This is a genomic window from Acidisoma sp., assembly GCF_965199065.1.
Lineage (GTDB): Bacteria > Pseudomonadota > Alphaproteobacteria > Acetobacterales > Acetobacteraceae > Acidisoma.
This window is the reverse complement of the sequence record NZ_CBDAQN010000003.1, coordinates 1,630,013-1,655,710: the sequence shown is the minus strand read 5'-3', so window position 1 is coordinate 1,655,710 and position 25,698 is coordinate 1,630,013. Positions and strand designations below refer to the sequence as shown.

Below are 25,698 nucleotides of genomic sequence, written 5' to 3'. Positions count from 1 at the left end.
CCGATGCCCTTCTCCCACAGCTTCCACCCCACCTCGCTTCGCGAATACGACATCCGCGGCGTTGTCGGCAAAACGCTCAACCCCGAGGACGGCTTCGCGATCGGCCGGACCTTCGGCAGCATCGTCGCCCGTTCGGGCGGCAACATCGTCGCCGTCGGCTACGATGGGCGGACCCACTCGCCGGAGCTGGAGAAGGCGCTGGTGGAGGGGCTGAAAGCTTCGGGCATCAACGTGCTGCGGGTTGGCCGCGGCCCGACCCCGCTGCTCTATTTCGCCGCCTTCACGCGCGGCACCGACGGCGCAGTCATGGTCACGGGCAGCCATAATCCACCCGAATACAACGGCTTCAAGATGATGATCGGCAAGAAGCCGTTCTTCGGGAAGGACATCCTGGAGCTTGGGCGTCTCTCGGCCGCAGGGGATGTTGTCGATGCGACAACCGGCCATGACGAGCTGGTGGACCTTCAAGCCGACTACGTGGCCCGGCTGGCGCGCGACTGGGACGGCGGCGAGCAGAAGCTCAAGATCGTCTGGGACAACGGGAACGGCGCCGCGGGCGAGGTCCTCCAGGAACTCGTCAAGCACATCCCGGGGGATCACACGGTGATCTTCCCCGAGATCGACGGTCATTTCCCGAACCACCATCCTGACCCGACGGTGCCGAAGAACCTCGAGGCGCTCATCGCAGCCGTCAAGGGCACCGCGGCCGACCTCGGCATCGCCTTCGACGGCGACGCCGACCGCATCGGCGCCGTCGACGGCAACGGCAACGTCCTCTTCGGCGACCAGCTGCTGGTCATCCTCGCCCGGGACGTGCTGAAGACGCACCCCGGCGCCATCATCATCTCGGATGTGAAGGCGAGCCAGGTGCTGTTCGACGAGATCGAGCGGGCCGGCGGGTCGCCGCTCATGTGGAAGACCGGCCATAGCCTCATCAAGGCGAAGATGGCCGAGACAGGCTCGCCTCTGGCCGCCGAGATGTCGGGTCACGTCTTTTTCGCCGACAAGTGGTACGGCTTCGACGACGCGCTCTACGCCGCCGTGCGCCTTGCCGGCATCGTCGCCCGCTCGCCCCTGAGCCTTGCAGAGATGCACGATGCATTGCCGAGCGTCATCAACACGCCGGAGCTGCGCTTCGAGTGCGACGACGTGCGGAAGTTCGCGGTCATCGGCGAGGTTGCGGCCCGGCTGAGGAAAGCGGGCGCCGCGGTTTCCGAGACCGACGGCGTTCGGGTGAAGACGGAGGACGGCTGGTGGCTGCTCCGCGCGTCGAACACGCAGTCGGTTCTCGTCGCGCGTGCCGAGGCGAAGGACCCCGAGGGTCTGGAGCGGCTCAAGGCCGATCTGGTGACGCAGCTGGAAGCATCCGGCATTGCGGCGCCGGATTTCGACGCTGCTTCCTCCGGGCATTGATGCGTTCACCGGCGCCGTGACTGCGGCACCGTGCTAATCTTTCTCTATGGTTCGCTGCGCGATCCGGTCCTTTTGGGCCAGATTGCGGGCGACCCGCGCATCGGCCAGACAGTGCGGCCGGCGCGGCTGCCGGGCTGGTCGCGCGTGCACATTGGCGCCTGGCGCGCCCGGTATGCCTCTGTGATCCGTAGCCCGGGCTCGGAAGTCGCGGGCTTCGTCGCCCGGCTGACCGCCACGGCTCACCTGCGCCTGATCGCCTACGAAGGCTCCGCCTATGAGTTGCAACGCGTCCGGGCGCTCGTCGATGGCCGCCCTTACCGGGTTGGCGTCTGGGTGGCGAGGGCGGTGACGCGGCGGGCCTGGGTTGAACCCACGGACCCCGCCCGTGTCAGGCTGGAGCGATCGGCGACCCGCCACGCCTGACGGCTAGTTTTCGCCCTGCGCGCGGGTGTAGCCGTCCAGCCCGTCGAAACGTTGCAGCTTCTCCACATGCATCCAGTGATGCTCGGCGGTCAGCCGCTCCATCAGATGCGCGATCTCGCGGGGTGCGCCCTCGCTCGGCGTCCCCAGCAGGAAGCGGCACCGGAACAGATCGACGAGGAAGGGTCGTCCGGTATTGGCGGGCCATACCTGAACGCCACGGTTCTCGATCATCTTGAGGGTGAAGTCCGTGCCCTCGGTCGCCGCCTGCAACGAGGCCGCCAGCTGCTCGGGGTCATGATCGCTCTCGATGAACACATCGAGACCCATCATGATCCGGCTATCGGACTCATGGTGCCAGACGCCCTTGGGCCAGACCGGCAGCGTCAGCGGGTGGTACTGCCGCGAGGGCTGGCTGCTGACCCGCCCGAGATTGGCGATGACCTGGTCCGTGTAAGCCGTGGTGCCGACGCCGGTTCCGCGCGCCGCGATGTCGCCGGTCAGGTTGCGGCCCTCTTCCAGCGTCACCAGCAGCGCCTGCTCGACGGCTTCGGCCACGGCGAAGTCGCCGATGTGCCGCAGCATCATGACCGAGGAGAGCAACAGCGCCGTGGGGTTCGCGAGGTCGCGCCCTGCGATCTGCGGCGCCGAGCCATGCACCGCCTCGAACATCGCCGCGCTGTCGCCGATGTTGGACGAGGGCGCGACGCCCAAGCCTCCGACCAGCCCCGCCGCCAGATCGCTGATGATGTCGCCGTTCATGTTGGTGGTCACGATCACGTCGAACTGCTCGGGCGCGATCACCAGCTGATGGGCGCAGTTGTCGATGATGATGTGCGAGGCCTGGATGTCGGAATACTCCGGGGCGACGCGCTCGAAGACGCGCTTCATCATGCCCTCGGTCATCTTCATGATGTTGGCCTTGGTCGCGCAGGCCAGCTTGTGGCGGCTCTCGGCCTGGGTCAGCGCGAAGGCGAGGCGGATGATGCGCTCGCAGCCCGGCTCGGTGATGAGCTTGAGGCACTGGGCGGCGCCGGCGCTCTGCATGTGCTCGATGCCGGTATAAAGGTCCTCGACGTTCTCACGCACGATGACGAGGTCGATGCCGCGCCCGGAGAATGGCGTGCGGATGCCGGGAAGTTCGCGGACCGGTCGGATGTTGCCGTAGAGCTCGAAAAACTTGCGCAGCGTGACGTTGGCCGATTTCTCGCCGTAACCGACGGGGGTCTCGAGCGGACCCTTCAACACAACGCCGGTGCGCGCGATCGAGTCGAGAGTGTCCTGGGGGCAGCCGGAGGCAATACCGCGCTTGAAGATTGCGGCGCCTGCCTCGGCATCCTCCCAATCGATCCTCGCACCTGCGGCGGCAAGCACGCGCTTAACGGCGCGCATGACCTCAGGCCCGATGCCGTCGCCGGAAATGGCGGTGACGATTGTGCTGGGGGAGCCGGACATGCGGCCCGTGGGGGAGGTCTGGGCGGAAGTAGGCGCGTCCAAGATACGGCCTCCTGATGTTGTTGGAAGCGGAGGGTATTTGCGCGTTAACCCTGGATGCTGCAAAGGAAAGCGGCGCCAACGCACCCATGCAGGTTTATCATGCACTGCACCATGAGCGGCCGATGGCGCGGGCGGACCAGGGCCGGATCGCAAATGCCGCGGTGGACAGGCCGCTTCGCCGGCGGGGAGGATTAGATTTGGCCGTGTCTCATATGACGGGAACTCCGTCCGATTATCCGGACGTTCCCAACCCCGACCTGATCGATCGTATTCCGCTCGATGCGGACGTCGTGCTCGACGTGGGCTGCCACAAGGGGATGCTCGGCGCCCTTTACCGGCGACGCAATCCTCGCGCGCGCGTCATTGGCGTGGATAACGACATAGCCGCCGTCCGTGTCGCGGCGACCCGGCTGACGGAAGCCGCCTGCCTCGACATCGAGAACGATCCGCTGCCGTTCGAGGTGCCGGGCGGCTACGACTGCATCATCTACGGCGACGTTCTGGAGCATCTGCGCGACCCCTGGCGCGTCATGCGGGAGCATGCGGCGCTGCTCAGTCCGCGCGGCGTCATGCTGATCTGCGTGCCGAACGTTGCCCATTGGAGCGTTATCCTCAAGCTCATCAACGGCACCTTCGACTACGAGGATCGAGGCGTGCTCGATCGCACGCATCTGCGGTGGTTCACCCTCGCCACCATGGAAAAGGCGCTGATGGAGACGGGCCTTCAGCTCTGCGACGTCTCGCCCCGGATCTTCGACCAGCAGGGCGCCGAGGCCCTGGCCGACATGCTGAAGGACGGGCTGGCCACGCTCGGCGTCTCCCGCGAAAGCTTTCTCGCCCGCTCGACGCCGATGCAGTTCATCTGGCGCGCGCGGAAGACGCCGACGCCGCCCCTCGCCATCCGCTCGACCATGCTGAAGCCTTACGGCGGTGTCAGCGACATTCGCGTGCTGCAGCCGCTCAGGGCGCTGAAGTCCGATCCGTCGACGGTGATCCAGGTGGGCGACATCGACAGCTTTCCGCCGCCGACCGATCGGCTGCCGGGCATCTGCGTCCTGCACCGGCCGCTGCTGCTGGGAGAGAACGGGGTTCTTTTCTTCCGCAACCTTCTGCAACGCGGTTTCCTCGTCGTCACCGAGTTCGACGACCGTCCGGATTTCATGCCGGAGCTGCGCGACGACAGCCTGATGAACTTCCGGGCGGCGCATGCGGTGCAGACGAGCACGGAGGTGCTCGCCGAGACACTCCGCGAACAGAACCCGGAGGTCGCGGTCTTCCGCAACGGCGTCTCCCAGTTGCAGGAGGTGGTGAACTTTGCCTCTGAGGGAAAGGTCACCCTGTTCTTCGGCGCCATCAACCGGCAGCCGGACTGGCAGCCCTTCATGCCCGCGATCAATGCGGCGCTTTCCGTGCTCGAGGCGCGGCTGCACGTCGAGGTCGTGCACGACCAGCAGTTCTTCGACGCGCTGGAGACCCCGCACAAGTCCTTCACCCCGACCTGCGACTACCCGACCTACACGCGGTTGCTGTCGCAGTCGGAGATCAGCTTCATGCCGCTGCGGGACACGCCCTTCAACCGGGCAAAGTCGGACCTGAAATTCATCGAGGCGGGAGCCTCCCGCGTGGTGCCGCTCGCGAGCCCCGTCGTCTACGAGGACTCCATCGAAGACGGCGTAACCGGCCTCATCTTCCGCAGCGACGCCGATCTCTACGAGAAAATCATCCGGCTCGCGACCACGCCGAGCCTTGGCGTCTCGATCGGCGATGCGGCGCGGGCCGTGGTCGCCGGGACGCGGATGGACGCCTACGGTGTGGCCGACCGACTGCGCTGGTATCGCAGCTTGCTCGAGCGCCGGGAGGAACTGACCCGCGCCCTGCTCGAGCGGGTGCCGGAGCTTGCGCCATGACAGTCACGGTCGAGGATATACGGATCTACCCGGTCAAGGCTCTGCGCGGCACTTCGCTGCCGGCCTCCGATGTCGCCATCTGGGGGCTGGATCACGATCGGCGCTGGATGGTGGTGAAGCCGGATGGCAAGTTCATCACCCAGCGGGAACTGCCCGCGATGGCGCGCATCGACGCCCGGGCGACGGCGGATGGACTGACCTTGGCCAATGCCTCTGCTCACGAAAATGGAGCCGAGGCCGATGGCGGCCTGCGGGTGCCGGTTCCCGGGTCTGCGGCCGAACGGCGGCAGGTCCTCGTCTGGAGCAGCGAGGTGCCGGCGCTCGACGCGGGGCCGGAGGTCGCCAACTGGCTGAGCGAGCAGCTCGGTCTCGCCTGCGGGCTCGTGTATCTCGCCGACCCATATGCACGGCCCGTGGATCCTGATTATGCGACGCCTGACGACCGCGTGCTCTTCAGCGACGGCTTCCCGGTTCTTCTTGCCAATACGGCTTCGCTCGAGGCGCTGAATACTGCCTTGCCGAGCCCGATCGGCATGACGCGCTTCAGGCCCAACATCGTGATGAACGGCGTCCCCGCATGGGCAGAGGATCGCTGGCGACGCATCCGCATCGGCGAGGTGGAGTTTCGTGTCGCCAAGCCTTGCGCCCGGTGCGCCGTCACGACCGTCGACCAGATCACGGGCGAGCGCCCCGACAAAACCGAGCCGTTGCGAACGCTGGGCCGTATCCGGCGGACGGCGGACGGCGTCATGTTCGGGCAGAACCTCATCCCGGACGGCCCCGGGCGCGTGGCGGTAGGGGACGCGATCGAGATCCTGGAGGTGGGAGAGAGCAATGTGGTTCTTCTCCAACCCGACGGAGACTGACCTTCATGAGTGACGAGCAGTCTGCGGGGCTTACTCAGGACGACGTCGAACGCTGCCGGCTTAGTATCTTCGTCAAGGCGTCGACCCGGACGGCCTAGGGCGCTCGATCCGGCGCAGGCCCTGCCGACCCCGCCATCGCCAAGCGCCTTGACCGCGCCCCGGCGGGCTAGGCCGGCCTAGCCCTCGGAGCCGGCACCGATGCCCGGCCGCTGGATCATCGCAAGAAACTCCCGGCGCGTGCCAGGATCGTTGCGGAAGGCTCCGAGCATCCGGCTCGTCACCAGGCTCGTTCCAGGCCGGTGAACGCCGCGGGTTGTCATGCATTGATGCGTCGCCTCGATCACCACGGCGACGCCGAGCGGCTGCAGCACCTCATCCAGCGTATTGGCGATTTGCGCCGTCATCTTCTCCTGGATCTGTAGGCGCCGCGCATAGGCATCGACCACGCGCGCCAGCTTGCTGATGCCGACGACGCGGGTGCGCGGCAGATAGGCGACATGGGCGCGACCGATGATCGGCGCCATGTGGTGCTCGCAGAAGCTTTCGAACCGGATATCGCGCAGGAGGACGATCTCGTCGTAGCCGTCCGTTTCGGCGAATGTGCGGGCCAGCAGGGCCACCGGATCCACTGCATATCCACCGAAATACTCTTCGTAGGCACGGGCCACACGCGCCGGCGTGTCGAGCAGGCCTTCACGGCTTGGGTCTTCCCCTGCCCAGCGCAGGAGTATGCGGACGGCTTCTTCGGCCTCTTCGCGCGAGGGCCGCTCGGTCGCGGTCAACTGGTGGGAAAGGTGCGTGTCCAAGGCCAACTCCACTTTCGCTAAAGAGGATTAGACGTAGTCGTTAAGGATAGGCAATGCACACCCGTGCCCGGGAGTGTTATCTTTACTTAACGCCTTTGACCATCGCTAAGCCATGAAATCCTTCACCTTTCAGAACAGAGAGTTTCAGAAGAGGAAATCCGCCGAAGTAAATGACCAAAGGTTGCAAAACTGTAACACGGTCGAACAGGGACGCCATACGAGAGGCATCGGCGGCTCCATTGCTACTGGACATAAGGATTAGCATCGGATGGCCGATGTATCGGTCCGCCGGGGCAAACACGCCGTATTCTCGGGCATCGGCCGCCAGCACCACCACCGGGAGGCTGCCGCCGAGCGCGTAGTCAACCTTGCCAGCATCGTTCCATTTCGTCACCGCCACCACCAGCCCCGGAGCCGCAAGCAGCCCCCGCGCTTCGAGTTGGGGGCGAAGGCCAGTCCAGTTGACGCCGCCAGCCACATCTTTGGCACGAGCCAGGAAGCTCGGCCCCGCCAAGGCCGTAACCCAGTTCAGCCGCATCTGCGTGCCTGTCAGCACGAGCGCGAATACCAGCAGGGCCGCCGTCGCCACGATCCCGCGGCGCAGGCGCGGGGCGCCCCGTTCCAACCGCCGCGCGATTTCGACACCAAGCAGCGGAAACAGCATCAGCGTGCCGGGAGCCGACCAGTGATAGAGGATGTGGTCGGACGACCAGATCGAGACGAGGGCGAACAACAGGATCGGTGCCGCTGCCAGCAGGGCGAGCAGCCAGCCGCGAGGTTCCGCCGGACCCCGCCGCAGTGCCGCGAGCCAGAGCAGGATGAGCGGCACCCAGATCCAGGGCAGCACGAACAGCGCCTCCCCACCCCAGACGCCGAGCGGCGCCAGCGGCCGGAAGCGCAGGCCGCCGGCGCGGTCTCCCTGGAAAGCGAAGGAGGCCCAGTGGTGCTCCACGTTCCAGAAGATTACCGGCGTGAAGAGGATCACGGCCAGCAGTCCAGCGACCCAAGGCTGCGGCCGCCGCAGCCAGAGGCGTCCCGTGGCTGTGGTTGCCAGGAACACCGGCAATCCGGCCAGCACGAGCACGCCGTTGTATTTCGACAGCATGGCGAGGCCGGCGCAGGCTCCGGCGGCGAGCCAGTCCACCCATGGGCGGCCACCGGCGACAAGCCCGGTGGCTTGCAGCGAGAACAGCAGGAAGCCGAGAAGCGCGCAGTCGAGCGGCCCGTCGGGCAGCACCCAACCGCCGCCCGTTACGGCATAGACCGGCGAGAGGTTGAGGATGAACGCGGCCCAGAAGCCGGCGCGGTCGCTATCGAACAGGCGGGAGGTGATCCGCGCCATGAGCCAGGTCGAGAGGGCGAAAAGCAGGATGAAGGGCAGCCGCACGATGACGGAGGCCTGGGAGCCTGAGAGCGCCATGGCGGCATGGGTCAGCCACCAGGCGATCGGCGGGTGATCGTAATAGGAGAGCTCGAGGTGACGGCTCGCCGCGACCATGTAGGTCTCGTCGATGCCGAGGCCGAGCGCCCATCCCATCACCACCCGGATCAGGGTGGTGATGAGGATCAGCAGGATAAGAGGCGACACGAGGGGCTAGGGTCGGCGGCGAAGCGGCATCGCGCCGCAACCTCAGTGGTTGTTGCGAGACTCCCCGCGCCGCTCGATGATGTCGAGATACTGGGTCGCGGGCTCCAGGCAGGCGCCGGTGCCCATCTGGCCCACCATGCTGCGGTAGATCTCTTCCCACGGCGTCTTGTTGTCGAGCACCGGCGGGATCCAGGCGGCACGGCGAGCCGCCATCTCGGCCTCCGGGATGAGCACGTCCACCCGGCGGCGGTTGAGGTCGATGCTGATCGGGTCGCCGTTCTTGAGGAGGGCGAGGCCGCCGCCCACCGCCGCCTCGGGGGAGATGTTGAGGATCGACGGGCTGCCGGAGGTGCCGGACTGCCGCCCGTCGCCCATCGTCGGCAGCGCGTTGACGCCGCGCTTCAACAGGACGGCCGGCGGCTGCATGTTCACCACCTCGGCGCTGCCGGGATAGCCGACCGGACCGACGTTACGGATGATGAGCACGCTATCCTCGTCCGCACCGAGGTTCGGGTCCTCGATCCGCGCATGATAATCTTCCGGTCCCTCGAAGATGACCGCCTTGCCGAGGAAGACGTTGGGATGCTCTGGGTCGCTCAGGAAACGCTCGCGGAACTCGATGTCGATGACGCTGGTCTTCATCACCGCCGTGTCGAAGATGTTGCCGGAGAGCACGATGTAGCCGGCCTCCTCGCGCAACGGCGAGGCATAGGCGCGGATGACCTCGCGGTCGCCCTCCGGCTTGTCCGTCAGGTTCTCGGTGATCGAGCGACCGGTGACCGTCAGCGCCGAGCCGTCGATCTTTCCGGCGGCCAGCAGCTCCTTCATCACCGACGGCACGCCGCCGGCGCGGTGAAAGGACTCGCCGAGGTAGCGCCCGGCCGGCTGCATATCGACCAGAAGCGGGATCTGCGGCCCGAGGCGCTGCCAATCCTCCAGGGTGTGATCGACGCCCATGTGCCGGGCGATCGCCACCATGCTGATGGGGCAGTTCGAGGAGGCGCCGAGCGCCGCCGCCGCCACCACGGCGTTCTCAAAGGCCGTCTTGGTCATGATGTCGGAGGGGCGGAGGTTCTCGTGCACCATGCCGACGATCCGGCGTCCGGTCTCGTATGCCATCTGCCCGCGCTCGCGGTAGGGCGCGGGGATGGCTGAGCAGCCCGGCAGCGACATGCCGAGCACCTCGGCCAGCGCGTTCATCGAACTGGCGGTACCCATGGTGTTGCAATGGCCGATGGAGGGCGCCGAGGCCGACACCATCTGCATGAACTCCTCGTAGCCGATCTCACCCTCGGCATAGAGCTTGCGCGCGTGCCAGACGACGGTGCCGGAGCCAGCGAGCTTGCCCTTGAACCAGCCGTCCAGCATCGGGCCGCCCGAGAGCACGATGGCCGGGATGTTCACGGTCGCCGCGCCCATCAGGCAGGCGGGCGTGGTCTTGTCGCAGCCGGTCGTGAGCACGACGCCATCCAACGGATAACCGTGCAGCACCTCGACGAGGCTGAGATAGGCGAGGTTGCGGTCGAGCGCGGCGGTCGGGCGCTTGCCCGTCTCCTGGATCGGATGGCAGGGGAACTCCAGCGGCACGCCGCCTGCCTCGCGGATGCCGTCCTTCACCCGGACCGCGAGATCGAGGTGATGCCGGTTGCAGGGCGAGAGGTCGGAGCCGGTCTGGGCGATGCCGATGATCGGCTTGTCGCCCTGTAGTTCGGCGCGGGTGAGGCCGAAGTTCATGTAGCGTTCGAGATAGAGCGCGGTCATGGCCGGATCGGAGGGGTTGTCGAACCAGCGGCGGCTTCTCAGGCGCTTCGGGCCGGTGTCGTTGTCGTTGCTGGCCATGACTGCTTATTCCTTCGTCTCGTCCCGGCGCCTCGGTCTCAAAAGGCGCGGGCCGCGCAGGCTGCCCCTCGACCCCCGAGGTGTCAACCGAGCCCGCATGTTAAGACATGCATAGGGGACGGCGAAGAAACGCCGCCCAACGAGGAGGCTAGACGATGCAGCCCAAGACGGCGGACCTTTCGACCTTGGCCCTCACCTGCCTGATCCTGGAGCGGGAGGAGGGGTATGCGATCATCCGCCTCAACCGCCCGGCGGCGCTCAATGCTCTCAACGGCGCGATGATGGACGAACTCAGCCTCGTCATCCCGGCGCTCGACGCCGACCCTGGCACGCGAGCGATCATTCTCACCGGCTCGGAAAAGGCTTTCGCGGCGGGAGCCGACATCCGCGAGATGGCAACGAAGACTTTTCCGGAGGCGATGGCGGAGGACTTCATCACCCGGAACTGGGAGGCGGTGGCGCGCTGCCGGACCCCCGTGATCGCCGCGGTCGCGGGCTATGCGCTCGGCGGCGGCTGCGAGTTGGCGATGATGTGCGACATCGTCCTCGCGGCCGACACCGCGCGGTTCGGGCAACCCGAGATCACGCTGGGCATTCCCCCTGGCGCCGGAGGCACCCAGCGCCTGCCGCGCGCCATCGGGAAGGCGAAAGCGATGGAGATGATCCTCACCGGCCGGATGATCGACGCAGCGGAGGCCGAGCGCGCCGGCCTCGTCAGCCGCGTGGTAGCCGCCGACAAGCTGCTCGACGAGGCGCGCGCGGTGGCTGGCAAGATCGCCGGTCTGTCGCCGGTCGCGGTTCAGCTCGCGAAGGAGCTGGTGGACGCGGCCTACGAGACGCCGCTGGCCCAGGGCGTGCGGGAGGAACGGCGGCTGTTCCATGCCGCGTTTGCCACCGAGGATCAGAAGGAAGGCATGGCCGCCTTCATCGAGAAGCGGAAGCCGGCCTTCAAGGGTCTCTGAACCCTAGACACGGCTGTAGCCGATCCCCCGCGCCAGCCAGCAGCCGGCGGTGACGCCATCGACACGGCCGGTTTCATCCCGGCTGAAGCGCAGGGTCCAGTCGCCGGGCGCGCTGTAGTCCAGCGCACGCGGGCAGGGCAGCAGCCACGTGTCGGGCCCGTAAGGCTGCAGCGGCTGCATCGCCCCTTGGCCAAGCATTCCCGAGAAGGCGCCGTAGAGCGCCCCGCCAGCCGAGACGCAGGTGATCTCCGCCCCGAGTTCCGCCGAGCGGAAGACGCCCTCGATGTCCGGGGCGCTCTCGCCCTCCCAAGGCGTCAGCAGCGAGGAGAGGTTTTCGTGCGGGCGCGTCATCCACACGCCGGCATCGTCATGGTGCAGGCGCACGGTGGCGGAGAGATAGTCGCCATCGGCGGTGGGCGAGAGCAGGTCGCTGCCGTGTCCGAACTGGAGGCGAAGCCGATGGTCGGGGGCGGTCTCGATCCGCACGGCGATGCCGCTCTCGGGCTCCAGGTAATGCCCCGCGAGGCTTGGGGCCACGGCACCCGCAGCGGCGTGTTCGACACCACCCGGCGCGTCGAGCAGAGCCGCGAGCACATCCACGGCCGGACCCCGAGGGTCAGCCATGTGGTTGAAGAGCGTGACCACCGAGATGCGCGCCTCGGGCACATAGACGCGGAAGCTGCGGAAGCCACGCAATCCGCCCTCGTGGCAGGTGGCGGCATGGCCGAAGAACTGCGAGCGGGCGAGGCCGAAGCCGTAGGCGGCGGGTGCGCCGTCGCGGAAGGTCACAGGGGCCGCGATGCGGCTGTAGAGGGCCTCCGGATCGTCCCGCGTCGCGTCGATGAACTGCTCCCAGGCGATCATGTCCTCGAGGCAGGCGGCGATGCCGGCGTCACCCGTCCAGTGGATGTTGTTGACCGCAGCGCGAAAACCTGTGGCGAGCGTGCCCTCATAGCCCACCGTCCCACCCGGGACGGCGGAGGTGTCCGCGTTCAGCCGGGCATAGGGCATCCCCGCGTGGTCGAAGATCCGCTGACGGAGGAGGTCGCCGAAGGCCTCGCCGGTGCGCTGCTCGATGAGGTCGGAGATGAGCCGGAAATTCTGGTTGCAGTAGGAGTAGCGGGTGCCGGGGGCGAAATGCAGGCTCCGCGTGCGGCTGATGATACGGTCGGCTTCCTTGAGGCCAAACGTGCCCTCGACGGGCGCGCCATACAGCATGGCGACGGCCCAGTAGTCGCGCAGCCCGGATTGGTTGTGGGCGAGGTCGAGGATGGTTGGCACACCCTCGTCGAGCGCCGGCAGACGGCGGCGGAGGTCGTCGTTGAGGACGGTGGGGTCAGGGAATTGGTCGAGCATCAGACCGCAGGTGAACTGCTTCGAGATGGAGCAGATCAGGCTCATGGTCAGGGGCGTGAAGGGGATGCGGCGCTCGGCGTCGGCCCATCCCCAGCAGTGGCGCTCGAGGACCTCGCCATCGCGGAGCACGGCGACGGCGCCGCCGGGACCTATGTAGCGGCTGGGTAGCGCGGCCAGCACGCGGTCGAGGTCGGCAGATATGGACATGGCGGCAGGCTCCCTGTGCCCATCGCTTGTCGCGCCACCGCCTCCGTCCCGCAAGGTGCTGCCCGAGACGACTGGGCTCGATAGACTTCTCCACAGGCGCCCATTAGTATCGATGTAGCAACGGGAGCGTCCGGCACGTGGTCAGTCTGGCGTATCTGTCGAAAATCCGTCAGAGCGACAAAACGAACAATTTCCTGGTTCTCAGGCTGACGGCAGCCTCTCTGGTGATTTACGGCCACGCTTTCGCACTCGGCGCCCCCTGCGCGAGCTGCATCGAGGTGATCTCCCGCTACGCCCATTACCGCTATTCGGGGGATGTCGGCGTCAGCATCTTTTTCGTCATCAGCGGCTACATGGTGGTCGGCAGCTACGACAAGCGCCGCGACCTGGGTGCGTTTCTCATGGCCCGCTTCATGCGCATCGTTCCCGCCTTCTGGCTTTGCCTCTTGCTCATGCTGCTTCTGGGAGCGTGCATGACCACGCTGCCGCTCCGCCAGTTCCTGACATCGCCGGAGAGCTGGCAGTATCTGAAGGCGAACGGGCTCTTCCTGTATGCCCAGTCCGATCTGCCGGGCGTCGTTCTCACCGTCAGCAAAACGTACGGCACCGTCGTCAACGGGAGCATCTGGACCCTGTTCGCGGAAGTCCGGCTGTACCTCCTCGTCGCCATCCTTGGCGCGGCCGGGATCTTGGCGCACAGGCAAGCCGCCAATGTGGCGATCCTTGGCCTCGTGCTGATCGGGATCGTCCTGCCCGGCCGCCTGCCGTTCCTCGGCACGTATAGCGGGAACCTGAGCATCGCGGCGTTCTTCGCGATCGGCGCTCTTTTCTATGTCAACCGGGCAGACGTGCCCATGAGCTGGGGTCTGCTCGGTCTCATGTTGCTCGCAACCTACCTGTCGGCGGGCGGTCCCAATTTCGAACTCTTTGCCGGAGGGTTCATCGCCTACGGGGTGATGATGCTGGGCTTCGCCCGCAAGCTGCCGCTGCCGGCGTGGGTGGAGGATTATTCCTACGGCATCTACGTCTACGGCTGGCCCATAGAGCAACTGACCCGCCATTACCGTCCGGGCTTCGGACCTTACCGGATGGCGCTCACGGCCGTGATCCTGTCCTGGATCGCGGGAGCCGCCTCATGGCACTGCCTCGAAAAACATGCGCGGCGATTGGCAAGGCGACCCGCAGCTCTGGCCTCCGCGGTTCTAGCCTAGGCTACTCCCGCGCGAAGATCGCGATGACGGCATCCAGGTGCAACGCCATCCGGCTCCGTGCCGCCTCTGTGTCACGCGCCACGATCGCCTTCAGGATCTCCCAGTGTTCCTGCTCCGAGCGGAACGGCATGTCCTCGGGCGTGTAAAGGCCTTGCAGCCGCTGGAACATCGCCCCGTACCGGTGCCCGAGCAGCAGCGTCATCAGCATCTCGTAGGCCGGATTGCCGCTCGCCTGCGCGATTCCGATGTGGAACTGCCGGTCGCCTGGATTAGTGCGCGACCCTTCCCGGTTGTCCCGCAGGTTACGCTCGAACGCCGCGCGCAGACCGTCGATCTGAGCCGGCGAGGCATTCTCCGCCGCCAGCGCCGCCGTCTCCGGCTCCACCAGACGCCGGGCCTGCAACAGGGAGAACGGCGGGATCTCCAGCGAAAGATCGAGCGTCACCGGCAACTCCGGGTCCGGGCCCGACTGGCTCATCCGCATCACCCGGTCCATGACGTCGGCGCCCGCGGCGTCGTCCGGCACCCGCAGCACCGCGACGCCCGCCCCGACGCGTACAGTGACCAGCCCCAGTACCTCCATCGCGATCAGCGCCTCCCGCACGGAGGACCGGCTGACCTCGAGGGTCGCCGCCAGTTCCCGCTCGGAAGGAAGGTAGCTGCCCGGCGGGTAGTCGCCACGCCGGATCAGGTCGCAGAGCCGATCTGCGATCTGGCTATAAAGCCGCCTGCTTTGGATGGCTTCCAGCGCCATTCTCTTCTACCCGTTCGTTCCACTTGGCACGCCTTCACGATCGCACTACAACACATCGCAAGTGGTCCGGCCATTAGTCCTTTCTTCAGGGATTTCGGGTTTGATAACGCCGACAAACGGCGGGATGGGAGGAGTTGGGCATGACGCTTCGCGGCGGACGCGCCTTCACGACGAGTTTGGGCTGGACGAGCCGGTGACCCGCATCACGGGCCTTCGCACGATCGACGTCCGGTTCCCGACCTCAGCCAAGCTCGATGGGTCGGACGCCATGAACCCCGACCCGGATTATTCAGCCGCCTACGTGATCCTGGATACCGACACGGACGGCCTGCAGGGCCATGGCCTCACCTTCACAATCGGCCGCGGCAACGAGATCGTCTGCGCCGCCATTCGCGCGCTGACCGGCCGTGTCGTCGGTCTGGAACTCGACTGGATCCGCGAAAACCCGGGCCGCTTCTGGCGGCACGTGACCGGGGACAGCCAGCTGCGCTGGATCGGGCCGGACAAGGGGGCTATCGGCCTCGCCACCGGTGCGGTCGTCAACGCCGTCTGGGATCTCTGGGCCAAGGCCGAGGGCAAGCCTCTCTGGCGCCTCGTCTCCGACATGGGCCCGGACGAACTCGTCCGCGCGATCGACTTCCGCTACATCACCGATTGCATCAAGCCGGAGGAGGCGATCGACTTCCTCACCGATGCCGCCCGCGGCAAGGCCCGGCGCCGGGATTATCTGAATGCCCACGGCTACCCTTGCTACACCACCTCGGCCGGCTGGCTCGGCTATAGCGACGAAAAACTCGAGCGGCTTGCCCACCTCGCGGTCGAGAACGGGTTCAACCACATAAAGCTCAAGGTCGGTCACGATCTCGACGACGACATCCGCCGTCTGAGCATCGTGCGGCAGGTGATGGGGCCGGACCGCCGCCTCATGATCGACGCCAACCAGGTGTGGGAGGTCGATCAGGCGATCGCCTGGCTCGACCGGCTCAAATTCGCCAACCCGTGGTTCATCGAGGAGCCAACCAGCCCCGACGACGTGGAGGGGCATCGCGCCATCCGCGCGGGCGCAGCGCCGATCAAGATCGCGACCGGCGAGATGTGCCAGAACCGCATCCTCTTCAAGCAGTTCATCATGCGCGAGGCCATCGACATCGTGCAGATCGACAGCTGCCGCGTCGGCGGCGTCAACGAGATCCTCGCCATCATGCTCATGGCCGCGCGCTACAAGCTGCCGGTCTGCCCTCATGCCGGCGGCGTCGGCCTGTGCGAATACGTCCAGCACCTCTCGATGATCGACTATCTCGTCATCTCGGGGACGATGGAGGACCGGGTGATCGAGTATGTCGATCACCTGCACGAGCATTTCGTCGACCCGTGCGAGGTGCTCGACGCCGCCTACCTGCCGCCGAAAAATCCCGGCTTCTCCATCACCATGCGCCCGGAATCGCTCGCGCAGTACGAATTCCGCGGCTAAGGAGCGCGACAATTGGACCTTGGACTTCGCGACCATGTGGTGATCGTGACCGGCGGCGCCTCAGGCATCGGGGCGGCGATCTCGACGACGCTCGCCGAGGAGGGTGCCATTCCCGTCGTCTTCGGCCGCACCGCGCCGCCTGCCGGCTTCATCGAGACGTTGCAGGCGCTGCGGCCCGAGGCCTGCTTCCTGTCGGTCGAATTGACGGACGAAGCCGCCTGCGCCGCCGCCATCGCTGAGACGGCGGAGCGCTTTGGGCGCATCGACGGCCTTGTCAACAATGCCGGGGTGAACGACGGCATCGGGCTTGAAGCGGGCGTTGCCGCCTTCGAGCAGTCGGTCCGCCGCAACCTGACCCATTGCTACACCATGGCCCACTACTGTCTGCCGCATCTGCGCCGGAGCCGCGGCAGCATCGTCAACATCTCGTCCAAGACGGCATTGACCGGCCAGGGCGATACCAGCGGCTACGCGGCCTCCAAGGCCGGGCAACTCGGTCTCACGCGTGAATGGGCGGCCTCGCTGCTGGCCGACGGTATTCGCGTCAACGCCGTGCTGCCCGCCGAGGTCATGACGCCGCTCTATGACCGCTGGTTGAAGACATTTCCCGAGCCGGAAGCGAAACTTGAGCGCATCACCGCCAAGATACCGCTCGGCGCGCGAATGACGACAGGCGAGGAGATAGCCGCGACAACGGTGTTTCTCCTGTCCGATCGTGCCTCCCACACCACAGGCCAATGGCTCATTCCAGACGGAGGCTACGTTCATCTGGATCGTGCCCTGACCTGAATCCAACCTGCCCGATCTTCCATAAAAAACCGAGGAACTCCGATGAAGACGCTCACCAAGACCCTGATGGCGGCAACCCTGCTGACGGCGCTCGTTGCCTGGAACGCTCCAGCCCATGCGCAGACGATCCCCGTGATCGTGAAGGACACGACGTCTCAGTATTGGCAGATCGTGCTGGCCGGCGCGCGCGAAGCGGGCAAGGAACTGCACATCAAGGTGCCGGAGCTCGGCGCGCAGAGCGAGGCCGACATTTCCGGCCAGATCACCGCGCTTGAGAACGCCGAGTCCGAGAACCCCGCCGCGATCGTGATCGCACCCACTCAGTACACGGCGCTCGGCGCGCCCATCACCGCCGCCGCGGCGAACACCAAGATCATCGGCATCGACAGCGCCGCCAACACGACGGCCTGGACCTCGTTCCTCTCGACCAACAACGTCACCGGCGGCAAGGTGGCCGCGGACACGATGGCGCAGGGCATCATCGAGAAGACGGGCAAGGCCGCGGGCGAGGTCGCCATCATCACCTCGTTGCCGGGCGTCGGTTCGCTCGATCAGCGCGCCGCCGGCTTCAAGTCGGAGATCGCCGCCAAGTATCCGAACATCAAGATCATCGCCAACCGGATCGCCGACGGCCAGCCGACCACGGGCCTCAACATCATGACCGACCTCATGACGGCGCATCCGCATCTCGTCGGCGTCTTCGCCAGCAACCTGCAGATGGTGGAAGGTGCCAGCCAGGCGCTTTCGGAATCTGGCAACAAGACGCTCACCCTGGTCGGCTTCGACAGCGACAAGAACCTGGTCGCGGACCTCAAGAGCGGCGTGATCTATTCGCTGATCGTTCAGGACCCGTATCGGATGGGCTATGAGGGCGTGCAGATTGCCCTGAAGGCCAGCAAGGGCGAGGCGGTGCCGAAGTCGATCGACACCGGCGTGACGGCGATCACCGCGGCCAACCTCAACACGCCGCGCGCCCAGGCCCTGCTGAACCCGAAGGTCTGAGAAACGCGTGGACAATCTCGCGCCCGATACGCCGATCCTGGAGCTGCGCCAGGTCGACAAGCGCTTCCTCGGCACCCACGCCCTGAAGCAGGTCGACCTGACGTTCCGGGAGGGCGAAATCCACGCCATCGTCGGCGAGAACGGCGCGGGCAAATCCACGCTCATCAAAATTCTGACCGGCGCGCATATCCGCACGGCGGGCACGATCCTGTTCCAAGGAAAAGAGGTCGCGCTCGCCTCCCCCCTGGAAGCCATCAGCCTCGGCATCAACGCGGTCCATCAGGAGGTGGTGCTCTGCACCCACCTCACGGTAGCCGCGAATATCTTCCTCGGCGACGAGCGCACCAACGGCGGGCTTCTCCGGGACCGTGCCATGGTCGCCGAGGCCCAGCGCCTGCTCGACGATCTCGGCTTCGATCTGCCGGCCGGCGCCGTCCTGGGCGACCTCGCCATCGGCCAGCAGCAGCTGGTGGCAACGGCGCGGGCGGCCGCCCGTGGCGTCAAATTCCTCATCTTCGACGAGCCGACGGCCTATCTGACGCGGCAGGACACGGACAAACTGTTCAAGCTCATCCGCCGGCTCAACGCGGAAGGCGTCACCATCGTCTATATCAGCCACCGCATGGAGGAGATCTTCCAGCTCGCCGACCGCGTTTCCGTCCTCCGGGACGGGCAGAAGGTCGCGACGCATGTCGTGGCGGAAACCAACGAGCGCGAACTCATCCGCGACATGGTCGCCCGCACCATCGAGGAGGTGCACTACAAGGAACACATCCCCACCGGCGACATGCTGCTCGAGGTGACGGGCCTTAGCGGTCCCGGCTTCCATGATGTCTCGTTGACGGTGCGCCGGGGCGAGGTCGTCGGGCTTTACGGCCTTGTCGGCGCTGGCCGCAGCGAATTCGTCCAATGCCTGTTCGGCCGCACCAGGCGGACTGCCGGCGAGGTCAAGCTGAAAGGCGAGATCGCCGTCATCCGGCACGAGAGCGACGCGATCGAACGCGGTATCGCGCTGGTACCGGAAAGCCGGCGCGACCAGGGCCTCTGCCTGAACATGGGCGTCGGCTTCAACCTCAACCTGCCCGTGTTCAGCCGCATCAGTCCGATGGGCCTCATCGACACCCGTGCGGAGAGGCGGGACGCGGCAAAGCAGATCGCCGACCTCCGTATCGTCGCAGCTTCGGCCTCCGTTCCGGCCGCCACGCTCTCGGGCGGGAACCAGCAGAAGATCGTCGTCGGCAAATGGCTGAACCATGGCGCCGAGCTTTTCATCTTCGACGAGCCGACAGTCGGGGTCGACGTCGGCACCAAGGTCGAGATCTACAAGGTGTTCGCGGCCCTGCTGAAGGCGGGCGCCGGCATCATCCTGATTTCGTCGTATCTTCCCGAGGTTTACGACCTCAGCGACCGGCTGCATGTCTTCAGCCGTGGCACGATCGTCGCGAGCCACGAGGCGAAGGCCGCCCATCCCGAAACCATCCTCTCGGAGGCCATCGGTGTCTGATACCAGTGCGGCCGCTCTACCGGCGCCCAAGCGCGCGGCTCTGAAAAGCCACCGCTTCGGTTTCCTGCTCAATCTCACGCTGCTGGCTTTGCTGGTGGTTCTGTGGCTCGCGCTGTCGGTCTCGACGGACAGCTTCGCGACCTTCGGGAACTTCGAGAACCTGCTGCGCCAGGATTCGATGTGGTCGATCATGGCGGTCGGACAGACCTTCGTCATCATCACCGCGGGCATCGATCTGTCGGTGGGCGCGGTCGTCGGCCTCACCAGCACGATCATCGCCATGATGCTGGCGGGCGGCGTGCCGATCTGGGCTTCGATCGTCATCACGCTCCTCATCGGCATCGCTCTCGGCGCGATCAACGCCTTCGGCATCGTCAACCTGCGGCTGCCGCCCTTCATCATGACGCTCGCGACCATGACCGCGCTGCGCAGCTTCGGGCTGCTCATCACCGACGGTCAGACCATCGGCGGGCTGCCGCTCAACTTCATCCTGTTTTCGAGCCACCGCACGCTCGGTGTTCCGAACCTCTTCATCATCGTGATCCTCATTGCGATCCCCTGCTACTTCCTGCTGCACCGGAGCCGCTGGGGCCGCTACCTCTTCGCGGTCGGGAGCAATCCGGAGGCAGCACGGCTTTCCGGCGTCTCGGTCAACCGCACGATCTACCTCGCCTACATCGTGTCGGCTTTGCTGGCGTCCGTCGTCGGCGTGCTGGTGGCGTCGCGGATCGGCATCGGCATTGCGACGACAGGCCAGGGCTGGGAGCTGCAGAGCATCGCCTCCTCCGTCATCGGCGGCGCGAGCCTGTTCGGCGCGGTTGGCAGCGTGATCGGACCGTTACTCGGCGCGATGCTGCTGACGACCATCAACAACGGCGCCAACCTGCTGAACGTGAACCCCTTCTGGCAGGGCATCATCACCGGTCTGCTGATCATCGTGATTGTCTACTTCGACCAGCTTCGTCGCCGGAAGACGCGCTGATGAGGGCCATCCTTTGCGACAGGCCCGGCACGCTCAGCCTGATCGAGCGCCCCGACCCCAGACCAGCGGGAGGCGAGGCGCTACTGCGCATCCGCCGTGTCGGCATTTGCGGCACCGATTATCACATCCTCGGCGGCAACCAGCCCTACCTGAACTACCCACGCGTCATGGGGCACGAACTGGGTGCCGAGGTTGTGGAAGCGCCAGCCGGCAGCGGCCTCCCGCCCGGCATGACCGTCGTCGTCGTGCCCTACCTCAGCTGCGGCACCTGTCGCGCCTGCCGCCGCGGCCTCACCAACTGCTGCCGGCGCATCAGCGTGCTTGGGGTCCATCAGGACGGCGGCATGGCGGAATACCTCGCCGTGCCCGTCTCCAACGTCATCCCGGCGCCGAACCTCTCGCTCGATCAGGCGGCGATGGTGGAGTTCCTCGCCATCGGCGCACACGGCGTGCGCCGGGCCGAAATTACGCCAGAGGACAGCGTGCTCGTCGTCGGCGCGGGGCCGATCGGCATGGCGGCGCTGATCTTCGCGCGCGCCCGCGGAGCCTCCGTCACCGTCATGGACCTGCGCGCCGACCGGCTGGAGTTCGCGCGCAGCACGCTCGGCGCGGCGGCAACCGTCACGGCCTCGGCGGATGCCGCTACCGAATTGTCGTCACTGACGGAGGGCGAGTTCTTCGACGTCGTGATCGACGCCACAGGACATCTGCCGTCGATCAAGCGCGGCCTGTCCTTCGTCGGCCATGGCGGCCGCTACACGCTGCTCAGCATCGTGCAGGACGATATCGCCTTCCCGGACCCCGAGTTCCACAAGCGGGAGACGACGCTGCTCGCCAGCCGCAACGCACTGCCCGAGGATTTCGCCGAGGTCATGCGCCAGATCGAGGCGGGCGCCGTGCCGACGGCGTCTCTGGCGTCGCATCGCGCGCCGATGAGCGATGCGCCGGAAATCATGCCGATCTGGAGCACCCCGCAGGCCGGCGTCATCAAGGCGATCCTCGAAGTCTGAACTACTTCGCCAGCGTCTTGCGATGCGTGTCGACCACGTCCATCACGCGGGCCATCTCGTCAAACCAGCCGACACTCTTGAGATAGGCCCGGGCAGTCTCGTTGAGGCCGCCCTTCGTCTCGTAATGCTCAGGCGGGAGCGAGCCGCCTCGCCGTTCATCCCTGAGCGCCAGCTCGCCAAGTCCGATATAAAGCGAACGCACAAATCCCGAGGATTGCCCGTCGGAAATTCCCCGTGCCCGAAGCCAGTCCACCACGGTGTTCTGCATCTGGAAGTGAGCCGACATCAGGCCGCTGGCGATGCTGATGGTGTCGAGGTCGCTCTCCCGGTCGGGAATGACGAGCTCCCCGACGGGTCCGAACAGCGCCTCCACCGCCGGATCGGCAGGCGTCATGAGGATCGGGCCCTTGCCGTATTCGATGCAGGGCAGCGGGATCATCCGCACCACGCGCTTCGCGGGTCGTACGCTGGCGCGCACAACCTCCACCGACACGCCCGCCAGGAAACTGACAACGATCTGGTCTTCGCGAAAGGGGAGGTCACCGAGCAGCCCGATCTGCTTGGGGAGGACGCCAAGCAGCACGATGTCGCTGTTGGCGACCACCGCCCCGTTGCTCTCCGCGCGGCTCGTGTTGGCGTAGGCGGCGGCAAGCGCCCGGGATTTCTCCTCGGATCTTGGCGAGAGGAGAAAGCGATGCTGGGTCGCCTCGGTCTGCTGTAGCCCCCGGATCACCGCTTCGGCCAAGGTGCCGGTCCCGACAAAACCAAGCGTCGTCATCGTCGTCCGTCCTCAGGTTGGAGCGAATTGTTCGTCGAGCCAGTCCAGCACGCGTTGATTGAGCAGCGACCGGTTGCCCATCGAGCAGTGGCCGCCAGCGCCTTCCCCGGCGGTGAACCGCATCAACGTCTTCGGGCAACGTAGAGCGTCCATCAATAGACCCGCGCCTGCCGAGAGGGGATCGTGCTCCGCCGTCGTCACCAATGTCGGGCACTCGATGCGTCCGGCGTGCCCTCGCAGCGTGAACATCTCGGCCGAGGCGAGGTAGGCCCGAAGATTGTCCACGCCATGCACCCAGAAGCCGCGCTGGACGATCTTCCAGTTGAGGTGGCGATCGCCCCGGATGGTGCTGTCGAGGCGGTCGATGAGCGACTGGTCCAGCGCGCCGAGATCGATGGCGGCCTCGGGCGCAATGCCGAACATGCGCACGACGACATCCCGGAAGCCGTCCGCGATGCTCCAGGTGCCGGGATCGGCGATGAGCGCCGCGATCCGCGCCTCACCGGCAGCACCGCGAGGGGCGAGGTGCCCGCCGAGGCTCCAGCCGCTGAGCGCGATGCGCCTTGTGTCCACCATGGGTTGCGCGCAGGCGAAATCGACCACCGACCTGATGACGACGTCCCAGTCCGGACGCAGCGGGATGCCGTGCTCGTACAGCATCGCGCCCTGCCCGGGACCGTCGAACAGGAGGCAGTGATAGCCGCGCCGGGACGCCGCGACCGCCGAGGCGAAGTACATGTCGGTGATGGTGGCATCGTAGCCGTTGTTGAAGATGATGAGCGGCCGCACCTCGCTCTCGAAGCCTTGGGCCGGGATGAGATAGGCGGGCAAGGGCGTCGCGCCGAAGGGAATTCGCGCCGGATGGACCGGAAAAGGGCCGAGGGCGAGCCCGGCATCCAGCGCTGCCACCTGACTGCGAAATGCGGCGAGGAGACGCGGATCGGCAGGCGCCCCATAGAGCGGGTGGAACGACGTCGCGTGGAAGACGCTCGCGCGGAGATAGAGCGCCCGGGCACTCGGCACATGACCGCGACGCAGCACCGCGTCGGCTTCCGCGCGGAGCCGGTCGCCCGCCGCGTTCCAAGCGTCATAGTAGGCGGCGTCGTCGCCGTCGCCGACCGCCTCGGCAACCGCCTGCACCTCGCCGAAGTCGGCCCCTCCATAGGGGATATCGGCGAGCGGCCAGGTGCCGAAATCCTCGTGCAGCTCATCCTGGAAAAGAGGTGACATGACCGCTGCCGTTGCCTGACGCGCGTGGACTGGCTCGAACGGTCGGCTTCAGATGGACCAAGCGACGTCCGAGACCGCCGCCGCCGGAGAGGGGGCCGGCGGCCGCACCAGCGCCGCCAGCTGCCCGGCGAGGAACTCCGCCTGCTGACGGATGTCGGGCACCGCCGTCATCTCCCAGAAGGTGCCTTTGGTGACCGGCCCCACGGCGAAAAGCCGGCGGGAGATCGCGCCGTCGCGATCCAGCAACGCGCAGTTCTGCGTCACGTCCAGGCCGAGAGAGAGCGGGTCGGGCCGGACCAGGCCCTTGTCGAGCAGACGCCGCACGAGAGGGTCACGGATGCGCCCGAAGTCGCTCTCCGGTCCCGAACAGTTGACGACGCGGGCCACGCGAACCGATGCCAGCGTCTCCTTGAAACGCGGCAGGTAGCTGACTTCGACCAGCCCATCCTCACCAGGGGCATAGGCGCGGATGCGGCCGGCCATAATGGTGAGCTGGCCCGTATCCCGCGCCGCCGCGATCCGCGCGGCCACCGGCCCGGAGATGCGATGGCGGTGAGTATCCCACCAGGGGCGCATATGGCGGAGGAACCGCGTGCGGTCTGCCGGGGTCATCGTCTGCCAGATGTCGGTCGTCAGCGGCCGGAGTTCGTCGATCACCGCCTGCCAACACCCGCCTGCGGCGTCCGCCTCGAGGCTGCGCGTCCGTAGAAACCGCGCCAGCGCATTCACCCGTGTCGGCAGGTGCTCATTCTCCGGCAGCTCCGTTTTTGATGGACCCTTGAGGTGATTGTGAGGGAGCAACCCCCTCCGGGACAAGGCGATGATGGGGCCATGGTGCCCGCGGTCGAGCAGGGACACGACCGTGTCGACAGTCGTGAGGCCGGTGCCGATCAGAAGAACCGGGGCGTCGGCATGGAGCCCGTCGAGCAGGTCCGAGGCCCAGGGGTCGGGGCGATAGGCGGCCGTATCGTAGAAGCTCAGGTCGGCGACCGGAGGTGGCGACGGCGGGAAATTGCCGATTGCCAGGACGGCACGGTCGACGGGAATCTCCGTCCCATCCGCCAAGGTCAGGGTCAGTCCACCGGATCGGGTATCGATGTCGGCCACATCGCCCCGCATAAGGTCGACCCGCCCGCAATGCACCGCGGATCTCATCTCGGAAGCGAGCAGGTCCTCGATGTAGCGCCCGAATATGCTGCGCGGCACGAAGGTGCCGGGGGACGGCTCGATCCCGCCGCGTTCCTCGGGCGGGAGGGTTCGCAGCCAATCAAGAAAATCGTCCGGCCGAGACTGAAAGGCGCTCATCCGGCTGGCGGGCACATTCAGCAGATGCGAGGAATTCCCAGTGGAGTAGGCGGCGCCGCGGCCAAATTGCTCGTTGCGTTCGGTGAGCAGGATGCGGACGTTCGGTGAACACTGCCGCATGAGATGCAGCGCCAGCAGGGTGCCGCTGAACCCGGCGCCGACGACGGCGATGGTCTGTTGGGTCATCCTGTTCCTCCGGGTCGCGCCTGCCATAGCCGAGGCGTCGATAGATAAACCATAGACATGAATGGCGAGCGCCGTCTCCACACGCAGCGGAGATTTATCGACCAAGCCCGGTGCCGTCACACGCGCGGCAAGCCAGGAAAAATACCGTCCGGAATCCCGTTTCCCTGGATATGGCCAACATCTTTCGCCAAGTTTGGCGGCTGATTGAGATCAGCCAGAGAACATCCTTCCAGAACACCGGCGGCAGCATCTCGGACGCGCTGCATCAACTGCGTCAGCTGGCAGCTCCGGCGATCGGGACAGTCCCGGCAGACACCGGTCTGCGTGCGGCTGGCGCAGGGGGTCAACGCGATAGGCCCGTCGATGATGCGGATCACGTCCGCGACCGTCACCTGATCAGCGGGCCTCAGTAGCTTGTGGCCGCCGACAGGGCCCCGCCGGCTCTCGATCACCCCCTCGTCCCGAAGCTGAACGAGGATGGCCTCGAGGAACTTTCGCGGAGTGTTGCTGCGCTCGGCAATCGTTTGCGCGCTGGTCCAGCGGCCAGCCGGCTGCGCCTCGGCCAGAACCAGGGCCGCCCGTAAAGCATATTTGGCGCGGCTGGAGAGCATGCGA

At 66.4% G+C, this 25,698-nt stretch carries 22 protein-coding genes; 12 read left to right on the top strand and 10 right to left on the bottom strand.

The genetic code is table 11. The features are described from left to right. Positions 1-3 precede the first annotated feature (3 nt). Both pgmG and ACOEQ1_RS15835 read left to right on the top strand, forming a co-directional pair. Positions 4-1,413, top strand: a complete 1,410-nt coding sequence (gene pgmG / locus ACOEQ1_RS15840; RefSeq protein WP_419760199.1) for a phosphoglucomutase/phosphomannomutase PgmG — start codon at positions 4-6, stop codon at positions 1,411-1,413. 30 nt (positions 1,414-1,443) lie between these two features. Continuing rightward, complete coding sequence (locus ACOEQ1_RS15835; protein ID WP_419760198.1) at positions 1,444-1,836, top strand: gamma-glutamylcyclotransferase family protein; 393 nt, start codon at positions 1,444-1,446, stop codon at positions 1,834-1,836. A gap of 3 nt (positions 1,837-1,839) precedes the next feature. Here the strand turns inward: ACOEQ1_RS15835 and ACOEQ1_RS15830 are convergent, their stop codons facing one another. Further along, positions 1,840-3,330, bottom strand: coding sequence for an NADP-dependent isocitrate dehydrogenase (locus tag ACOEQ1_RS15830; RefSeq protein WP_419760197.1), 1,491 nt, complete (start codon positions 3,328-3,330; stop codon positions 1,840-1,842). Between the two features lie 212 nt (positions 3,331-3,542). Here ACOEQ1_RS15830 and ACOEQ1_RS15825 point away from each other — a divergent pair, with 212 nt between their 5' ends. Both ACOEQ1_RS15825 and ACOEQ1_RS15820 read left to right on the top strand, forming a co-directional pair. Beyond that, a complete protein-coding gene (locus tag ACOEQ1_RS15825; protein ID WP_419760716.1) occupies positions 3,543-5,237 on the top strand; it encodes a methyltransferase domain-containing protein in 1,695 nt (564 codons plus the stop codon). Beyond that, positions 5,234-6,103, top strand: a complete 870-nt coding sequence (locus tag ACOEQ1_RS15820) for an MOSC domain-containing protein (RefSeq protein ID WP_419760196.1) — start codon at positions 5,234-5,236, stop codon at positions 6,101-6,103. Before ACOEQ1_RS15825 ends, ACOEQ1_RS15820 begins: the two co-directional genes overlap by 4 nt. A 176-nt stretch (positions 6,104-6,279) precedes the next feature. Here the strand turns inward: ACOEQ1_RS15820 and folE are convergent, their stop codons facing one another. The 3 genes from folE to ACOEQ1_RS15805 all read right to left on the bottom strand — a co-directional run bounded on the left by folE (position 6,280) and on the right by ACOEQ1_RS15805 (position 10,336). Next, positions 6,280-6,909 carry a GTP cyclohydrolase I FolE gene (folE, locus tag ACOEQ1_RS15815; protein ID WP_419760195.1) on the bottom strand — a complete coding sequence of 210 codons (630 nt, stop codon included), beginning with the start codon at positions 6,907-6,909 and terminating at the stop codon, positions 6,280-6,282. A gap of 82 nt (positions 6,910-6,991) precedes the next feature. After that, positions 6,992-8,497 carry a glycosyltransferase family 39 protein gene (locus ACOEQ1_RS15810; RefSeq protein WP_419760194.1) on the bottom strand — a complete coding sequence of 502 codons (1,506 nt, stop codon included), beginning with the start codon at positions 8,495-8,497 and terminating at the stop codon, positions 6,992-6,994. A gap of 42 nt (positions 8,498-8,539) precedes the next feature. Further along, positions 8,540-10,336 (bottom strand): IlvD/Edd family dehydratase, encoded by a 1,797-nt coding sequence (locus ACOEQ1_RS15805; RefSeq protein WP_419760193.1) that lies wholly within the window; start codon positions 10,334-10,336, stop codon positions 8,540-8,542. Positions 10,337-10,491: 155 nt separating this feature from the next. On the opposite strand from ACOEQ1_RS15805, the gene ACOEQ1_RS15800 reads away from it, so the two are divergent. Next, the gene (locus ACOEQ1_RS15800) at positions 10,492-11,298 is read left to right on the top strand and encodes an enoyl-CoA hydratase (RefSeq protein WP_419760192.1); all 807 of its coding nucleotides are present in this window, start codon (positions 10,492-10,494) and stop codon (positions 11,296-11,298) included. Between the two features lie 3 nt (positions 11,299-11,301). Here the strand turns inward: ACOEQ1_RS15800 and ACOEQ1_RS15795 are convergent, their stop codons facing one another. Next, on the bottom strand, positions 11,302-12,861 hold the full coding sequence (locus tag ACOEQ1_RS15795) for a D-aminopeptidase (RefSeq protein ID WP_419760191.1): 1,560 nt from the start codon (positions 12,859-12,861) through the stop codon (positions 11,302-11,304). A 137-nt stretch (positions 12,862-12,998) separates the two neighbouring features. Between ACOEQ1_RS15795 and ACOEQ1_RS15790 the strand changes: the two genes are divergently transcribed. Next, the gene (locus tag ACOEQ1_RS15790; protein WP_419760190.1) at positions 12,999-14,072 is read left to right on the top strand and encodes an acyltransferase family protein; all 1,074 of its coding nucleotides are present in this window, start codon (positions 12,999-13,001) and stop codon (positions 14,070-14,072) included. Position 14,073: 1 nt separating this feature from the next. Here ACOEQ1_RS15790 and ACOEQ1_RS15785 read toward each other — a convergent pair whose 3' ends face one another. After that, the gene (locus ACOEQ1_RS15785; RefSeq protein ID WP_419760189.1) at positions 14,074-14,826 is read right to left on the bottom strand and encodes a FadR/GntR family transcriptional regulator; all 753 of its coding nucleotides are present in this window, start codon (positions 14,824-14,826) and stop codon (positions 14,074-14,076) included. A gap of 100 nt (positions 14,827-14,926) precedes the next feature. On the opposite strand from ACOEQ1_RS15785, the gene ACOEQ1_RS15780 reads away from it, so the two are divergent. From ACOEQ1_RS15780 to ACOEQ1_RS15755, 6 genes are read left to right on the top strand one after another with little or no spacing between them, the layout of a single operon-like run. Continuing rightward, the gene (locus ACOEQ1_RS15780; protein WP_419760188.1) at positions 14,927-16,297 is read left to right on the top strand and encodes an L-fuconate dehydratase; all 1,371 of its coding nucleotides are present in this window, start codon (positions 14,927-14,929) and stop codon (positions 16,295-16,297) included. Positions 16,298-16,309: 12 nt separating this feature from the next. Continuing rightward, the gene (locus ACOEQ1_RS15775) at positions 16,310-17,086 is read left to right on the top strand and encodes an SDR family oxidoreductase (RefSeq protein ID WP_419760187.1); all 777 of its coding nucleotides are present in this window, start codon (positions 16,310-16,312) and stop codon (positions 17,084-17,086) included. Positions 17,087-17,128: 42 nt separating this feature from the next. Further along, positions 17,129-18,088, top strand: coding sequence for an ABC transporter substrate-binding protein (locus tag ACOEQ1_RS15770; protein ID WP_419760186.1), 960 nt, complete (start codon positions 17,129-17,131; stop codon positions 18,086-18,088). A gap of 7 nt (positions 18,089-18,095) precedes the next feature. Further along, positions 18,096-19,592, top strand: a complete 1,497-nt coding sequence (locus ACOEQ1_RS15765; RefSeq protein ID WP_419760185.1) for a sugar ABC transporter ATP-binding protein — start codon at positions 18,096-18,098, stop codon at positions 19,590-19,592. Then, a complete protein-coding gene (locus ACOEQ1_RS15760; RefSeq protein WP_419760184.1) occupies positions 19,585-20,574 on the top strand; it encodes an ABC transporter permease in 990 nt (329 codons plus the stop codon). Before ACOEQ1_RS15765 ends, ACOEQ1_RS15760 begins: the two co-directional genes overlap by 8 nt. Further along, positions 20,574-21,584: a zinc-binding alcohol dehydrogenase family protein gene (locus ACOEQ1_RS15755; RefSeq protein ID WP_419760183.1), complete on the top strand. Its 1,011-nt coding sequence runs from the start codon at positions 20,574-20,576 to the stop codon at positions 21,582-21,584. Before ACOEQ1_RS15760 ends, ACOEQ1_RS15755 begins: the two co-directional genes overlap by 1 nt. Before the next feature lies 1 nt (position 21,585). On the opposite strand, the gene ACOEQ1_RS15750 is transcribed toward ACOEQ1_RS15755, so the two are convergent. The 4 genes from ACOEQ1_RS15750 to ACOEQ1_RS15735 form a co-directional block, all read right to left on the bottom strand. Then, positions 21,586-22,362 (bottom strand): NAD(P)-binding domain-containing protein, encoded by a 777-nt coding sequence (locus tag ACOEQ1_RS15750; protein WP_419760182.1) that lies wholly within the window; start codon positions 22,360-22,362, stop codon positions 21,586-21,588. A gap of 12 nt (positions 22,363-22,374) precedes the next feature. Continuing rightward, positions 22,375-23,592: an alpha/beta hydrolase family protein gene (locus tag ACOEQ1_RS15745; RefSeq protein WP_419760181.1), complete on the bottom strand. Its 1,218-nt coding sequence runs from the start codon at positions 23,590-23,592 to the stop codon at positions 22,375-22,377. A gap of 48 nt (positions 23,593-23,640) precedes the next feature. Then, complete coding sequence (locus ACOEQ1_RS15740; protein ID WP_419760180.1) at positions 23,641-25,083, bottom strand: FAD/NAD(P)-binding protein; 1,443 nt, start codon at positions 25,081-25,083, stop codon at positions 23,641-23,643. 116 nt (positions 25,084-25,199) lie between these two features. Beyond that, positions 25,200-25,694, bottom strand: coding sequence for an RrF2 family transcriptional regulator (locus ACOEQ1_RS15735; protein ID WP_419760179.1), 495 nt, complete (start codon positions 25,692-25,694; stop codon positions 25,200-25,202). Positions 25,695-25,698: the final 4 nt, after the last annotated feature.

Coding starts and splice junctions, on each gene's coding strand:
- ACOEQ1_RS15750 (WP_419760182.1), bottom strand. CDS start 22,362: ATGACGACGCTTGGTTTTGTCGGGACCGGCACCTTGGCCGAAGCGGTG.
- pgmG (WP_419760199.1), top strand. CDS start 4: ATGCCCTTCTCCCACAGCTTCCACCCCACCTCGCTTCGCGAATACGAC.
- ACOEQ1_RS15735 (WP_419760179.1), bottom strand. CDS start 25,694: ATGCTCTCCAGCCGCGCCAAATATGCTTTACGGGCGGCCCTGGTTCTG.
- ACOEQ1_RS15785 (WP_419760189.1), bottom strand. CDS start 14,826: ATGGCGCTGGAAGCCATCCAAAGCAGGCGGCTTTATAGCCAGATCGCA.
- ACOEQ1_RS15740 (WP_419760180.1), bottom strand. CDS start 25,083: ATGACCCAACAGACCATCGCCGTCGTCGGCGCCGGGTTCAGCGGCACC.
- ACOEQ1_RS15820 (WP_419760196.1), top strand. CDS start 5,234: ATGACAGTCACGGTCGAGGATATACGGATCTACCCGGTCAAGGCTCTG.
- ACOEQ1_RS15795 (WP_419760191.1), bottom strand. CDS start 12,861: ATGTCCATATCTGCCGACCTCGACCGCGTGCTGGCCGCGCTACCCAGC.
- ACOEQ1_RS15800 (WP_419760192.1), top strand. CDS start 10,492: ATGCAGCCCAAGACGGCGGACCTTTCGACCTTGGCCCTCACCTGCCTG.
- ACOEQ1_RS15770 (WP_419760186.1), top strand. CDS start 17,129: ATGAAGACGCTCACCAAGACCCTGATGGCGGCAACCCTGCTGACGGCG.
- ACOEQ1_RS15755 (WP_419760183.1), top strand. CDS start 20,574: ATGAGGGCCATCCTTTGCGACAGGCCCGGCACGCTCAGCCTGATCGAG.
- ACOEQ1_RS15805 (WP_419760193.1), bottom strand. CDS start 10,336: ATGGCCAGCAACGACAACGACACCGGCCCGAAGCGCCTGAGAAGCCGC.
- ACOEQ1_RS15825 (WP_419760716.1), top strand. CDS start 3,543: ATGACGGGAACTCCGTCCGATTATCCGGACGTTCCCAACCCCGACCTG.
- ACOEQ1_RS15745 (WP_419760181.1), bottom strand. CDS start 23,592: ATGTCACCTCTTTTCCAGGATGAGCTGCACGAGGATTTCGGCACCTGG.